The sequence below is a fragment of the Dysgonomonas sp. Shenzhen-Wh21 genome (genome assembly GCF_043392705.1).
Lineage (GTDB): Bacteria > Bacteroidota > Bacteroidia > Bacteroidales > Dysgonomonadaceae > Dysgonomonas.
Window position 1 is genome coordinate 16,617 of record NZ_JAIXHZ010000141.1, and the last position, 14,375, is coordinate 30,991.

General features: G+C 37.7%; 13 protein-coding genes. 4 read left to right on the forward strand and 9 right to left on the reverse strand.

What is annotated here, in order from left to right; translation table 11 throughout:
• Window positions 1-119 precede the first annotated feature (119 nt).
• Complete coding sequence (locus LDB17_RS09585; RefSeq protein ID WP_252636516.1) at window positions 120-356, forward strand: YecH family metal-binding protein; 237 nt, start codon at window positions 120-122, stop codon at window positions 354-356.
• Window positions 357-443: 87 nt separating this feature from the next.
• On the opposite strand, the gene LDB17_RS09590 is transcribed toward LDB17_RS09585, so the two are convergent.
• Together LDB17_RS09590 and LDB17_RS09595 are read right to left on the reverse strand one after the other, a co-directional pair.
• Window positions 444-1,232: a glycosyltransferase gene (locus tag LDB17_RS09590; protein WP_252636515.1), complete on the reverse strand. Its 789-nt coding sequence runs from the start codon at window positions 1,230-1,232 to the stop codon at window positions 444-446.
• On the reverse strand, window positions 1,222-1,917 hold the full coding sequence (locus LDB17_RS09595; RefSeq protein WP_252636514.1) for a PIG-L deacetylase family protein: 696 nt from the start codon (window positions 1,915-1,917) through the stop codon (window positions 1,222-1,224). Before LDB17_RS09595 ends, LDB17_RS09590 begins: the two co-directional genes overlap by 11 nt.
• A 203-nt stretch (window positions 1,918-2,120) precedes the next feature.
• Here LDB17_RS09595 and LDB17_RS09600 point away from each other — a divergent pair, with 203 nt between their 5' ends.
• Window positions 2,121-4,469, forward strand: coding sequence for an ATP-dependent helicase (locus tag LDB17_RS09600; protein WP_252636513.1), 2,349 nt, complete (start codon window positions 2,121-2,123; stop codon window positions 4,467-4,469).
• Window positions 4,470-4,531: 62 nt separating this feature from the next.
• Here LDB17_RS09600 and LDB17_RS09605 read toward each other — a convergent pair whose 3' ends face one another.
• The 5 genes from LDB17_RS09605 to LDB17_RS09625 all read right to left on the reverse strand — a co-directional run bounded on the left by LDB17_RS09605 (window position 4,532) and on the right by LDB17_RS09625 (window position 10,712).
• On the reverse strand, window positions 4,532-5,140 hold the full coding sequence (locus LDB17_RS09605; RefSeq protein ID WP_006842643.1) for a peptidylprolyl isomerase: 609 nt from the start codon (window positions 5,138-5,140) through the stop codon (window positions 4,532-4,534).
• Window positions 5,141-5,246: 106 nt separating this feature from the next.
• Window positions 5,247-6,431, reverse strand: coding sequence for a MalY/PatB family protein (locus tag LDB17_RS09610; protein WP_252636512.1), 1,185 nt, complete (start codon window positions 6,429-6,431; stop codon window positions 5,247-5,249).
• Between the two features lie 148 nt (window positions 6,432-6,579).
• Complete coding sequence (locus LDB17_RS09615; protein WP_135104006.1) at window positions 6,580-7,215, reverse strand: peroxiredoxin; 636 nt, start codon at window positions 7,213-7,215, stop codon at window positions 6,580-6,582.
• A gap of 131 nt (window positions 7,216-7,346) precedes the next feature.
• Complete coding sequence (locus tag LDB17_RS09620; RefSeq protein ID WP_252636511.1) at window positions 7,347-8,168, reverse strand: tetratricopeptide repeat protein; 822 nt, start codon at window positions 8,166-8,168, stop codon at window positions 7,347-7,349.
• 129 nt (window positions 8,169-8,297) lie between these two features.
• Window positions 8,298-10,712 (reverse strand): BamA/TamA family outer membrane protein, encoded by a 2,415-nt coding sequence (locus LDB17_RS09625; RefSeq protein WP_252636510.1) that lies wholly within the window; start codon window positions 10,710-10,712, stop codon window positions 8,298-8,300.
• Window positions 10,713-10,829: 117 nt separating this feature from the next.
• On the opposite strand from LDB17_RS09625, the gene LDB17_RS09630 reads away from it, so the two are divergent.
• Complete coding sequence (locus LDB17_RS09630; RefSeq protein WP_006842648.1) at window positions 10,830-11,222, forward strand: VOC family protein; 393 nt, start codon at window positions 10,830-10,832, stop codon at window positions 11,220-11,222.
• Between the two features lie 44 nt (window positions 11,223-11,266).
• Window positions 11,267-12,019, forward strand: coding sequence for an RNA methyltransferase (locus LDB17_RS09635; protein WP_252636509.1), 753 nt, complete (start codon window positions 11,267-11,269; stop codon window positions 12,017-12,019).
• Between the two features lie 20 nt (window positions 12,020-12,039).
• Here the strand turns inward: LDB17_RS09635 and LDB17_RS09640 are convergent, their stop codons facing one another.
• On the reverse strand, window positions 12,040-13,233 hold the full coding sequence (locus LDB17_RS09640; protein ID WP_252636508.1) for a hypothetical protein: 1,194 nt from the start codon (window positions 13,231-13,233) through the stop codon (window positions 12,040-12,042).
• 12 nt (window positions 13,234-13,245) lie between these two features.
• Window positions 13,246-14,375: MBOAT family O-acyltransferase (locus tag LDB17_RS09645; protein ID WP_393925013.1), on the reverse strand; the 1,130-nt coding region annotated here is incomplete at its 5' end.

A 14,375-nucleotide genomic window follows, 5' to 3' on the forward strand; every position in this document is an offset into this window, starting at 1 on the left:
AATAGAAAACTAAATAAAAATATTTTTTAAGTAAAGAGGAATACCTGTGTAACATATGTTACGTTCTTTCTGATTGTTTACTCCTTATCTTTGTGTGGAAAACTAAGAATAAGATAATTATGGAACAATTGCATGCTCATGAAGTACTTCATATGATGGAAGGAAATAATTACACGGAGTCTTCTTTAAAGGAGGCCATTATTGAACAATTTGGTAAAGATCAAAAGTTTTATGCTTGTTCTGCAGAAGATATGAATATTGATGAATTAATAGTGTTTCTTAAGAATAAAGGAAAATTTATGCCTTCAAATGATAATGGATTTACGGTAGATGTAAGTAAAGTTTGTAGTCATTAGTATAAATTGAAGAATAGAGCATATCCAATAGAAAAATAAAGTGACAAAATAACGGTAAAAAAACACCGTTTTTTTACCGTTATTTTGTCACTTTTTATTCCGATTGATAAGGCGAGTTCTTACTGCGGGATATGCATCCATAATATTATTCATATTCTTGTCATTGAGTTTTTTCCCTTGTGTGTTGTCATACATCAAAGCCTCAGTCTGAGACTCTTCTATGACTGTTATTTTCTCAGAGCTTCCTGCAGGAGCAGTTTTTGTCCCATTAAGAATTGCCATTGCACAAAACCATAGGTCATCAGTTGTTGGACAAAGATCCATAAATATATCATCGCGGAAAACGTCTGGATGTAAAGAATGCGGCGGAAATAAAGTGCCACCACCTGTTGTCGCTAGATTTCTAAATTTTGGTTTGCCTCCGTACAAAAATAATCGCCATTTTTTACATCGCTTCCATGTTTTATATTCTCCAATATCACCATTTTTAGAGGTTATTAACCGAATACGGCATCCGCAAATAGCATGTGGGTACTTCTGGTGTTTCTTTATTAATCTTTCAATTATATTGGGTGGATACAAAATATCATCATCGAATGTAACAATATTATCATCCGGAAACTCTTTTAATGCCGGAATCAATTTTTTAAATGATTTGATATCGCGTGCCCACCACCGGACTTCAAATTTTCCATTTTTTGCCAAATCAGTTAATGTTTGTGGCAATTGTCGATCTGGAAACTGTTCATCGGCCAGATACAAAATAACTTTATCCAGTGATACCGATTGATTTAAAATAGTTTCAATTACACGGTGAACAGTCGTTATCCTAGCCGGATAAGATGTTAATGATCCTATTAGTTTTTTATTTCCCATCTATAAAAGTAATATCGTTAAACCGTTCATAAGGCTTGCCTGCATGTATACGTTCTTTCATATAATAGTGGGCCGTTCTTTCTTTCCAATTTCTGCGAAATAGTTTTCGTAGGGTTTTCTTATACATCAACATTGCATCTAATTTTTCAGAAATTTCATTCTTTGTTAAATACACGTATGGATAATCGGCTGTCAATGGCGATTCCGTCTGTTCAATATCATAATAGAATTCTTCGTAGAAATAAACACGTCTATCGAGATCCTGAACTGCGATATTCACGATACGGTGATCTATATGATTGCCGAGTCCTGCCGGAGCAATCAATATATCATCAGGCTTTGTATTTATCAGAATATAATCCCGGATCTTTTCAATCAAATCATACTCTGTAACTTCTACTGTGAACAACTTTTTCTTCGCCTGCTTCATCAGTTTTCTCATCCCTTTTCTGTATACAACATCCAGAAACGGGGCATTTTTCACACTGCATTTTAAAGCCTTGGCTGCACTCTTGTTTTCAGATTGTCTATGTAATACATAATATGCATATTTGGGATGATACCATGGTATCGCTGTCATAATGGTCATTATGCAACATTCTTCTCCAGATTCAACGAGTCTGTTTATAACACCTCCGGCCGACCCTATGGCATCGTCAAAATGTGGAGATATAAATACATACATCTATCTATTCCGATTTATGATTAATACTTTCAATATTTATTTACTGTAACAAAAACAAAGTTAGCAGATATATTCTTTCAACCTTATAATATTTATATAGATTAATTTGAAGGGTACGAAAAATACATGTACTTCTGTAGGCGATAAGCTGATTATTGTTCGCTGAAAAAGCATTACCTTTGTTATCCTATCTCAAATTTTTTATGGATAATTTACTCGATCAATTAAATAAGCAACAACGCGAAGCTGTAGAATATAATAGCGGACCTTCTCTAATTATTGCCGGAGCAGGGTCGGGCAAGACTCGTGTATTGACATACAAAATAGCCTATTTAATGCAGCAAGGCTATCATCCTCAAAGTATATTGGCACTAACATTTACCAATAAGGCTGCACGTGAAATGAAAGAACGTATAGCGCAGCTTATTGGCTGGCAATATGCCCGTTACTTATGGATGGGTACGTTTCACTCCGTTTTTTCACGAATCTTACGTACCGAGGCAGAAAGAATAGGATTTACAGCTAACTTCACTATTTTCGATTCTGCCGACTCTCGTAATCTTATAAAAACCATAATAAAGCAGTTTCAGCTTGATGATAAAGTATACAAGCCGGCACGTGTGCAATCGATCATATCGAATGCAAAAAATGCTCTCATATCTCCTCAGATGTATGCTCAGAACAAAGAGCTTATAGAATACGATCAGCGAGCAAAGATGCCCATGATAAAAGATATATACAGAGAATATAACAATCGGTTGAGGGCATCGAATACAATGGACTTTGATGACCTGCTGTTTTATACCAACCGCTTGTTTCGAGATCACCCGGATGTGTTAGCTGCCTATCAAGAGCGTTATCAGTTTATACTGGTAGATGAGTATCAGGATACAAATTTTGCTCAGTATCTTGTTGTGAAACAGCTTGCTGATGCACATCATCGAGTGTGTGTGGTAGGGGATGATGCTCAGAGTATATATTCGTTTCGTGGAGCAAATATTGAAAATATATTAAAGTTCAAGGAGGTATATCCGGAAGCCAGGCTGTTTAAACTCGAGCAAAACTATCGTTCTACCCAGAATATCGTAAATGCTGCAAATAGCTTGATAAAACAAAATAAAGATCAAATAAAAAAGACAATATATTCCGAAAATGAGGAAGGTGACCGTCTTGAGGTAGCAAGTGCTTTCTCCGATTTCGAGGAAGGGGTGATTGTGTCTAATAAGATATGGGATTTGCGCCGTGATAAGAATGCTCCATACAGTGAGTTTGTAATTCTGTATCGTACAAATGCTCAGTCTCGTATTTTTGAAGAAGCATTGAGAAAGAAGAATATACCTTATCGTATTTATGGTGGACTATCTTTCTATCAGCGTAAAGAAATAAAAGATGTAATAGGATATTTTCGTATGGTCGTTAATCCGTACGATGAGGAAGCTTTCCGCCGTACCGTTAATTTCCCTACCCGAGGTATAGGCAATACGACCTTAAATAAGATAGCTGATGCAGCACGCCTGCATAATGTAAGCTTATGGGAGGTAATCAGTAACCCGTTGGGATTCAACTTGGATGTTAATGCCGGTACTGCAAAGAAATTGGCTGGCTTCAAAGAATTGATAGAAAGCTTTATCGCCCAATTACAAGAGCTCTCTGCTTACGAACTGGCTACCCGTATTGTGAAGGAAAGTGGTATTGCTTCTGATGCATACCAAGATCAGACACCCGAAGGTATGAGCCGTCAAGAGAACTTACAGGAGTTACTCGGAGGTATCCATGAGTTCTGTGAGAGTCGTCAGGAAGAAGGTTTGGGAGGAATAGGATTGATGGACTTTCTTTCCGAGGTATCTCTTCTCAGTGATCAAGATACCGACAAGGAAGCCGATAAAGAGAAAGTGACCATGATGACAATCCATGCAGCTAAAGGATTGGAATTTAATAATGTATTTGTCGTAGGGCTCGAAGAAGATCTTTTTCCTTCGGCTATGGCAAAGGATGAATTCAGAGGACTTGAAGAAGAACGACGTTTGTTCTATGTGGCCATAACACGGGCGAAGGAGTTTTGTATGATAACTTATGCGAAAAGCCGATTTCGTAACGGTCAGATTAATGCATGTAATCCAAGTCGTTTCTTAAGAGACATTGATACGAATTATCTGAATGTAAATGCCGGAGTACTCGGATCAGGAGGCTTTGGTGTTCTCAATCGTCCTGAGACATATACCAAAGAACTGTTTGACTACTCATCCAATACTCGTACTACTCATGCGGAACGATCTGTACAAAGAGAATCAACTCCTCTATCCCAACCGAAAAATGAAAGCTTCGGTCAACCTAAATTTGTAAATGCTAGAACAGCTACACCTAAAGCGTCGGCGGGAAGTAATGCAGGCGAGGTCGGTGTAGGGGCTATTATCAAACATGAACGTTTTGGCATCGGAAAAGTGACCGCAGTAACAGGTGATGTAGATAGTCGTAAGGCAACTGTAGAGTTTGAAAACTCAGGAGTAAAGCAATTGTTATTAAAGTTTGCCCGAATTGAAATAATCGGATAAAAGAAAAAGACAGATGCTTTTGAGCATCTGTCTTTTATATATTATCTAATGTCAATCACTTATTAGTGACATCCGCATCCTGAACCGCATCCGCCAGCTGTTTCTTTTTCGCTGCCGCATCCGCAAGAATCTTCTTCTCCGTCGCCACAACCACATCCTGAACCGCATCCGCATCCACCACCTTGAGGTGCAAACAATGCTGCAATTTCTTCAGGTGTCGATTCTCTTACAGTTAGTACTTTTCCTGAGAAATTTAATGTTTCTCCTGCTAACGGGTGATTGAAGTCCATTTTTATAACATCTTCTTTTACTTCCACAACAGAACCATTCAAACGATTTCCGTTTGTATCCATCATTGGAACTGTATTTCCTTCAAAGATTACTTCTTCATTCAATACACCATCTTGTTCGAATATATTTCGTGGGAGATCAACCACATGATCATCATCGTATTCGCCATATGCTTCTTCCGGTGTGAGTGTAAAATCGAAAGAATCTCCTTCAGCTAATCCATCGATGTTCTTCTCAAAGGCCTGAAGCATAGAGTCTGTACCAAAGATAAATTCAAGAGGAGTCTCAGCTGTAGCCTTTTCCATTAGTTCACGTTCCTCACCTTCACCAACTGTCAGATCATAAGATAGAGCAACAAACTTATTAGTTGAAATTTTCATTTTATTTATTAATTGTTTATATGGATTAATTACCAAGTCCTAAGACCTATTTTTACTTTATTTTTGTATGACAATAATCGTGCCCAAAATTGTAATAGAAACAATTCTAGTCATGTATTTGTTTTGCGTGTACTGCCTTTTTAAGATTATCCAACGCTTTTTGTATGTTGGCTAAAGGTGTACCCACATTTAAGCGCATGTATCCTTCTCCCCCTTTACCAAACATCTCGCCATCGTTCAGTGCCAATTTGGCATCGTCTACAAATAAAGAAACTAATGCCTTCTGTGAAAGATTCAGTTCTCTACAGTCTAGCCATACAAGAAATGATGCTTCAGGAGTCATTGCTTTTATTTGAGGAATATTGGCTTTTAGGTATTCGTCTACAAACTTGATATTATTCCACATATACTCTTTAGCTTGTGCCAACCATTCGTCGCAATGCTCGTATGCGGTTTGTGCTGCCAAATAAGCAAATATATGACCTTCTTCAAGCTCGCTGCTTTCTAAATATTTGTTGAATTTTTTTCTGAGTTCATCATTCGGAATAATTGAATATGAACTTACAATACCCGCTATATTAAATGTTTTGCTGGGAGCCATGAATGTAATGCTGTTTTGCGCAGCTTTCTCAGACACGCTGGCAAATGGAATATGCTTGTGTGGAGCAAATGCCAAATCTGAATGAATCTCATCTGATATAACCAATATTTTGTGTTCGTAGCATATTTCAGCTATATCAATTAATTCCTGACGTGTCCAGACTCTTCCACCCGGATTGTGAGGATTGCAAAGTATCAGTACTTTACTAGCCGGATTGATTATATTCTTCAATCCTTCCAAATCCATTTTGTATTGTCCGGCTTCCAATGTTAAAGGATTATCTACAACAATACGATGGTGCAAAGTGGGGATTATACGAAAAGGGTGATATACGGGTGGTTGTATTATTATCTGATGATCTTTGGACGTAAAGCAATCTAAAACGAAGGCTATTCCTTTTACTATTCCGGGAATAAATGTAATCCATTCTTGTTGGATTTGCCAGTTATGGTGGCGGTTAACCCAATTTATAATAGAATTATAATATTCTTGAGATGCACAAGTATAACCAAAAATGCCGTGGTGAGCTCGTTCGATGATGGCTTCCGTTATTGCCGGTGGTGACTTGAAGTCCATATCTGCAACCCATAAGGGGATGAGGTCGGCGTCACCATAACGTGCCGTAAGAGCATCTGTTTTTAAGGCATTAGTTCCCTTGCGATTGATGATTTCATCGAAATTATATTTCATTTTGAGTTAAATTAAAAATAACGAGTACAAAAGTATGAAAAATAAGGGCAATATATTCCTTTTATGTATTAAAAAGCCGTAATCAGAAGGACTACGGCTTTAGGAACTAAATTAACTTAAACTTATATCCGTTATAAACAAGACAGAACTAATGTTTATGGGATAAATAATCAGAAATCCCTTCTTGGGTTGCTTTTAAAGCTTTATCTCCTTTTTTCCAGTTTGCAGGACAAACTTCGCCGTATTCTTCAGTGAATTGAAGTGCATCGATTACACGTATCGCTTCGTCTACGCTACGTCCCAGCGGCATGTCATTCACTACCTGATGGCGTACAACACCTTCTTTATCGATCAAGAAAAGTCCACGATAAGCCTGAGGCGCACCGTTGAATACATCTTCACCTTCATCGTTGTAGTCAAATGATCCTGCCAGTACATCATAAGCAGTAGAAATCATGAGTGATTGGTCTGATACCAATGGATATTTAACCCCCTTGATACCTCCATCATTTTGTTCTGTTTGTAACCATTTCCAGTGAGAGAAAGCTGAGTCGGTAGAAGCTCCAACAACAGCTACGTTACGTGATTCGAATTCTGCAATTTTTTCTTGGAATGCGATAATTTCTGTTGGACATACAAATGTAAAATCTGCAGGGTAGAAGAAAAATAATACATATTTCTTTCCTTTGTATTGTTCCAAAGAGAAGCCTTCTACTATCTCATTTCCATTCACTACAGCACTTGTATTGAATACGGGTGCTTTCTTTCCTACTAATACTGACATAATTACTTAATTTTAATTATTAGTTTATTTGTTATACTTGCAAATATAGAAGCATAATCTTAATAAATCAAATAGATAATAATTATGTTAATATTGATAAATGTTATGTTTGATGAAAGCGAGGCTTTTTGTTATTTGCACAATTTGAGAAAGTCGGCTACAATTGTTTGGCTTACTCCCATTTCCTGTGCTTTCAGAAAGTCTTCTTTAGCCAAACGTTTGTCATACTGAGCCAGTCTTAACTGACCTCTCAGTAGATAGATAATCGGATCTCTGAAGCCTAGTTCCAGAGCCTTATTTATATCTTCATTCATCCGTGCCAGTTTGTTTAACTGCAAGTAGCATTCTGCTCTGTTGAAATACAGGTCTGCGTTGTTTTTGTGTTTGTATATTAAATCGCTGTATAGCTCTTCTGCTTCTTTAAATTCCCCTCTTCGTTTCATTATCAGAGCTTGTCCCAGTTTCGCTTGTAGATTATCTGGTGCTTCTTTTAAGGTCTTTTCAAAGTCTTCTTCGGCTGCAAATATATTATTGTTATTGAGGTGCAACAGCCCTCGTCTATAAAGTGCCTCTATATCTTTCGGGTCGTTTAGCAATACCGTATTGTAGTCTTTCATGGCATCGTCATATCGTCCCATATCGCAATATAATGCTGCACGGCTATGTTTCAGAAAAGCCCGATCGGGATATCGTTCTATTGCTACATTATAAGATATAAGAGCCTCTTCGTATTCTCCCAGGTTTCGTTGTATTGTACCCAGGTTAACCATCAGCATGATATTGTTCGGATTTGCAGGTTCTTTACGCAAAGCAGCTTTCAGAGCTTGTTCCGCAGCGGCATAATCCTTCATGTCTATATAATCCATGGCTCTATTTACCATATCCTCATATGTTTGAGCCCACGTAATAGTTGCGAAAGTAAGGAGTAGTAATAGTATGTATAATTTTTTCATCAAATAAATAGAAATTTTATTTATTGCAAAAGTACATCTTATTAACTCGCTTGCTTAAAACATATTGCCTAAAAAGAATTAAAACTTATAGGGCGGAGTCTTAAGATGTTATAATTTGCTAATGTAGTATTAGAAAGGATAGCCCACGGCGATGTGCCAAGCTGTATTTTTGGCTATGCGCCAAGGTTCCTTGATAGGCCATCGGGTTATATTGGGATCTCCCGAAGGATCATAAGCCTTCCATCCACAGTCTAAGCGAATAAGTACAAAATCGAAATTAAGGCGTAACCCTAATCCCCATGCTACAGCGACTTCTTTATAAAATTTATTTAATTTGAAAGCCCCATCGGGTTGATCTTCATAGTTCTTCACTGTCCATATATTTCCGGCATCGATAAAAGCTCCCATTTCTATAATCCAGAATAACTTACTTCTATACTCTACACTTGCATCTAGCCGTATGTCACCCGAGTGATAATAAAAGTTGTCCTTATCATTACCATCTGCCGATTTTTTAAAATAATAAGACCCGGGGCCAAGTTCTCTTATCGACCACCCTCTTACACTGTTTGCTCCTCCCGCAAAGAAGCGCTTTTGGATAGGTATCTGTTGGTTATTTCCATACGGATAAGCTAGTCCTCCGCCGAGATGCCATGCCAGTGAGTTTTTTTCGTCTATTTGGTATGCTTTGCTATAGTCTATGGTTGCCCGTACATATTGAGCAAAGTTCGTCCCGAATATTTGTCTCGAACCTAAAGAATCTGGTTTTGCTCCTGACATTTTAGCAGCTAGAGAGAGCAGGTTTCCGGCAGTTTCTATCGATGCTCGTAACGAATATATCGGTTGATAAGACCGTCTGTTTACATTTGCGACATTGGTACGTGAAAAAGTATACCCTGTTCCCAGAATAAAGTGGTCTTTAAAACTATACTGTTTCGCTGCCGCAGAAAGTTTGCTTTCGAATGTTGAGTCGATAGATGGAAGGTGGATATAGCTAATCTCTATCAAATCAAATATGTGACGGTTAAGAGATTGACGTCTGTCTTGCCATATATACTGCACTCCCGATCCTAATACGGTACGGGTGAAAAATCCCGGTCGCCGTTGGAATGAATAGCTCGCATTTAATTGCGTAGAGGCGTGTATTCTTCGCTTTTGTTCTTTACTCAAAAGAGGAAACATAAAGCTTGGGAATGTAAGTGATGTTTCTCCTCCAATTTCAAAATAATTGTCAGAGAAGCTGGAGAAACTAGGGGTAATAGCTTCGTAGGCTCCACGCAGACGTGCGCTGAATAGCTCCGATCCTTTAAATACGTTTCGGTGAAGATATCCTACGCTCGCTCCTACACCAAAATAACCGCCTGAGTTAGTGCCTTCCACTTCGGCAGAAATACCTTGTTTTTTATCCGGAACACAGGTAATCACGCAATGCAGTTTAGTCGAATCATTATCGATAAATTCGTAATAACTGATATTTATGTTTTTTAATATCTTAAGTTGAGCTAGCGAGCTGTATGTAAGGGACGTTGCATTCTCATTAAACAATGCTCCCGGCATGATATAACAATTATCCAAAACCGTTCTAGGACTGATGTAACGCTCTCTTGGTCCATACTTTATTTTATATCTTCCTTCTTCGTATACACTTGTAGGTTCAAATTCATTAACGCTTTGGTCTGTTAGAGGATTATAGTCAACCAGAAAGACTACGTCTTCTACTATATATTGTCTGTGAGGGACTTCTGTGATTTGTCCATCTGCGGCACGAGTAGCAAATGGCTCGATAGTGAGATCGAGCTTAACCATATTATTGCCGAGTGTGGTATCTGCATCAAACCCTACGTACTCTTTATTAAATGCATAGTATCCCGTTCGACGGAATAAAGATGATACTCGTTCTCTTTCCTGATCGAGAACATCCAAATCCAATAAAGAGTTTTTGTGTACCAATGTGTTCCGAGATAAAATACTATCGATGCTCATAGGTAGATTTCCTCTATCTCGTCTTCGGCTAATCAATGGCTGGTATTGCTGAGCAGGTATTATTGTTTTTTTTATTACACTGTCATTGATGTTAATAGTATAATCCTTTATACGATAAGGTGCACCAGCTTTTATATCATAAATTACTTTTGCCTTTTTATTCTTTAGCTCTACTATGGGGGTAACTCTTGCATCTATATACCCTTTGTTTGTCATCATACGCTCCAGATTGACTACTGTCTGCTCTAGCATCGTACTATCATATAGCACAGGGGGATCTCCCGCATTACGCAACGTACGATTAACCCATTTTGTCGTATCTTTTCCTGATAGATTATATAAGAAAAGTGGTAGCTTGAATATTGCAAAGGTTTTATAGTTAGGTTTTTGTTTGATAAAGGTTTCCATATCCATGGTTGACATGACCTTTTTGTCACTCTTTACTGTAGTGCTTGCCAGTAAATATTCTCCGTCAGGGATATATTTTGTTGTACTGCACGACTGTATGAAGATCGTAAGAAGTATTACTACAAAGAAGGGAATCAAAAACTTATGTCTCATAGAAAATAACCTGAAGCAAACTCTATTTATTCAATTGAACGACAAATTTAGGGTTTTAATTGTTTCTTTTTGTAGTTTTGTTATTAAAAAGAGTATAAATTGATTTTAAAATAATTTATGAAACTTCACCATGCTGCTATTTGGGTTACCGACCTGGAAAAAGAAAAGGATTATTATGTCAAACATTTTGGAGCCCAAGCGAATCAACTGTACGAAAATAAAACCACAGGTTTCAGAAGCTACTTTCTAAGTTTCGAATCGGGCGGGCAATTAGAGATAATGCATAGAACAGATATTCCTGATAATGCAAATGATGTTGTGGGAACCCAGCACAAAGGACTTATTCATTTGGCGTTTGTTGTTGACTCTATAGAAGAAGTAGATAAGAAAGCAGAGGAATTAAAGAATGCCGGCTATCAGATATTAAGAGGTCCTCGGCAAACAGGCGATGGCTATTATGAGTTCGAAACGCTAGACCCTGAAGGAAATAGGTTAGAGGTAATGTTTTAGTTAGATTAAGGTATCGTGTGAAGTAAAATTTGGATAATAAATAAATGAGTTTAAGCAAAAATAAGCTGAAATATATTCGCTCTTTGAAAGAGAAGAAATATCGTACCGAGTTCGGAACTTTTGTCGCTGAAGGTCATAAGATGGTAAGCGATTTACTACCATTCATTAAATGTCAGTTACTGGTTGCTAATCCCGAATTCTTGAAATCGGCTGATGTGGCGAATGTGGAAGACGTAATAGAAGTGAATGACAGAGAGTTGGCTCAAGCGAGTTTTTTACAAAACCCACAGCAGGTGTTAGCTGTCTTCTACCAATCAGAAAATGTAGATGATATAGAGATTGCTGATGAGCTGGTTTTGGCATTGGATGGTATTCAAGATCCCGGCAATATGGGTACAATCATACGCTTGGCTGATTGGTATGGTATTCATCATATATTTTGCTCGCAAGATACTGTTGATGTCTACAATCCGAAGGTGGTACAAGCTACAATGGGGGCTTTAGCGAGGGTTAATATTCATTATACAGACTTGTCAGATTTTTTAACTCGGAATAAACATTTGCCTGTGTACGGTACTTTTCTCGATGGAGAAAATATGTACGAAAAAAAGATTACATCTCACGGAATTATTGTTATGGGAAATGAAGGTAATGGAATCCGTCCTGAAATAGAAAGATTGATTACCGAGAAACTGTATATACCAAACTACCCTGTAGGTAATCCCACGTCAGAGTCGTTAAATGTAGCTATAGCTACAGCAATTATTTGTGCTGAATTCAGAAGGAGAAATTTGTAGTCGTATGATAGTGATGGGTATTAAAAGCCTTCTTCAACCAATACATAAGCTCTATATCTGTTGCTTTTGTTGATTGGGCATAACGAAAGGTATCCTGAGGTTATTCTGCCATTTTCTATTCGGATAGGGTGCTTTTCCTCCATCAAGAGATGGTTGTTATACATCTCTTCTGCTTTAGGTTTAAAGTCTATATAGAATTTTCCGCAAGAATGCGTAGCTATATAGTTTTCATACAACCGGCAACTGAGAAATCCCATATTGTATCGCATATTTATTTCAACGCAAGGATGTAATTTATACTCATTGTCTTCTAAATAAATAAGCATATCCACGCCGATGCAGCCATTGTAAAGTGTTGCAAATTTTTCAGACAATATGTTGATAAGTTTGTTCTTTACAGAATCAAGAAGGTCTAGCGATATCTTTTCAGACAATTGTTCTATGATACTTTTTTGTGAGCCTATATAATTTGCTTCGTAGCTACCCTTCGCATTGGTATAAAAAAGAGAATAGCCAGCAAAGGCAATATTTCCTTTTCCGTCTGCCATAAATTCCATGGCAAAATCCATTTGTTTATCTAAAACTCTTTCGATAGAGACACTCCCTTGTTTTTTTAGAATTCCATGCAATATCTGATTTTCGGTACGAGTTAATCCTGTTGTCGGTAGCCACAGCAGTCCCCTGCCCGATGATGAATAAGGTGCTTTTGCTAATAATTGATATATCGAAGTATCTACAGCCTTGTTTATATCGTCCAGGTTTGTATAGAATTGCGGTATGACTGCTTGAGAGAGTAGGGGGATAGAGTTTATTAATTCAGACAGACAGTCTCTTGCTGCTAGTCTGCTATTAAGATATTTATATTCGTCACTCCATTCAGGAATATTCAGATTAATTTCTAATTCCTTATTTAGTTCTTCGAAGTAGCGAATCGCTTGAGGAGATACTCCCCATAATGATACATTTGCATATCTATATAGTTTCAGCTCGTTCTGAGATATTGGTTGAGCTAGTGCAGAGAATTGTTCTGTTAAGTATGAATAATATACTTCGTCTTTACTATCGACCAAAACTTTATCTTCCCGATCGGCGTACCATGCCGTCAGAAAAGACAATTCTTCTTGCATAGCCGCTATATTTGCCGGAGGTGTATAGTAAGGCGATGCATTGTTGACTGCTGTCTCGTGTCCGGGATTGAAGTAGTGGATGTTCAACTAAATATATTTTTAGAATTGAAAATAAATAAATGGTTGTGGTCCGCTGGAGGCTGTTGCAAATATCATCCAAAAGATAAGACCTGCAAAAGCAGCTTTCCCGAATAACGGTATAGAATCGAAGCCCGCTTTTATATTGTTAACCAATCTTTCGGGTAAGAAGTGCATAATGTATCCTATAACCAGTAAGATAAATACATTTCTGTATCCTTCTATAATAACAAGCCATTCGTTCGGTGCAAATGTTAGGTTTCCAATATTTGAAATAACACTTCCAGCCAATTCGAAACTTCCGGCACGGAAGAATATCCAACAAAATGCTACGAAATGAAAAGTTAGCAAGATGCAGATTATCCTTGTGAAGCGGTTGTCCGGTATTTTTATAAATTGCTTAAAGAATCGTTCTATTGCCAGCATTGTTCCATGCAGTCCACCCCAAATAACAAATTTCCACGATGCGCCATGCCATAATCCTCCTATCAGCATTGTCATGAATAGGTTGAAATAAGTTCTAATCTTGCCTTTACGGTTTCCTCCCATCGAAATATACAGATAGTCCCGCAACCAAGAGGATAGGGATATATGCCAGCGACGCCAGAATTCGGTGACTGATTGGGATTTATATGGCGTCAAAAAGTTAGGCGGTATCGTGAAACCCATCAAGAGGGATAGTCCAATCGCAATGTCTGAATAGCCCGAAAAGTCACAATATATTTGCAGCGTATATCCATATACAGCCATAAGGTTCTCGAATGCAGTATAGCTCATTGGTGAATCGAACACCCGATCTACAAAGTTGGTCGAGATATAATCTGATATAATCGCCTTCTTTATCAAACCGATAAGTATAAGGAATATAGCAGCACTTGCGTCTTCTTTAGTCAGATGCAGTTTATTTTTCATCTGCGGCAGAAAATCTTTTGCTCGTATAATAGGCCCTGCTACCAGTTTCGGGAAGAATGTTATATAAAAACAGAAATCCAAAAGAGAGTCGGCCGGTTTCATTTGCTTGCGATATAAATCCACAGCATAGCTTATCGCTTCGAATACAAAGAATGATATACCGATTGGTAATATAATATTATGTAATGCAAAGTTCCCATTGAAAATTGCATTGATATTATCGATAAGGAAGTTCGTAT

What these genes read in the sequence shown, in the direction of transcription:
- LDB17_RS09610 (WP_252636512.1), bottom strand. Translation starts at nt 6,431, where the DNA reads ATGAAATATAATTTCGATGAAATCATCAATCGCAAGGGAACTAATGCC.
- LDB17_RS09625 (WP_252636510.1), bottom strand. Translation starts at nt 10,712, where the DNA reads ATGAGACATAAGTTTTTGATTCCCTTCTTTGTAGTAATACTTCTTACG.
- LDB17_RS09620 (WP_252636511.1), bottom strand. Translation starts at nt 8,168, where the DNA reads ATGAAAAAATTATACATACTATTACTACTCCTTACTTTCGCAACTATT.
- LDB17_RS09635 (WP_252636509.1), top strand. Translation starts at nt 11,267, where the DNA reads ATGAGTTTAAGCAAAAATAAGCTGAAATATATTCGCTCTTTGAAAGAG.
- LDB17_RS09605 (WP_006842643.1), bottom strand. Translation starts at nt 5,140, where the DNA reads ATGAAAATTTCAACTAATAAGTTTGTTGCTCTATCTTATGATCTGACA.
- LDB17_RS09590 (WP_252636515.1), bottom strand. Translation starts at nt 1,232, where the DNA reads ATGGGAAATAAAAAACTAATAGGATCATTAACATCTTATCCGGCTAGG.
- LDB17_RS09615 (WP_135104006.1), bottom strand. Translation starts at nt 7,215, where the DNA reads ATGTCAGTATTAGTAGGAAAGAAAGCACCCGTATTCAATACAAGTGCT.
- LDB17_RS09600 (WP_252636513.1), top strand. Translation starts at nt 2,121, where the DNA reads ATGGATAATTTACTCGATCAATTAAATAAGCAACAACGCGAAGCTGTA.
- LDB17_RS09595 (WP_252636514.1), bottom strand. Translation starts at nt 1,917, where the DNA reads ATGTATGTATTTATATCTCCACATTTTGACGATGCCATAGGGTCGGCC.
- LDB17_RS09630 (WP_006842648.1), top strand. Translation starts at nt 10,830, where the DNA reads ATGAAACTTCACCATGCTGCTATTTGGGTTACCGACCTGGAAAAAGAA.
- LDB17_RS09585 (WP_252636516.1), top strand. Translation starts at nt 120, where the DNA reads ATGGAACAATTGCATGCTCATGAAGTACTTCATATGATGGAAGGAAAT.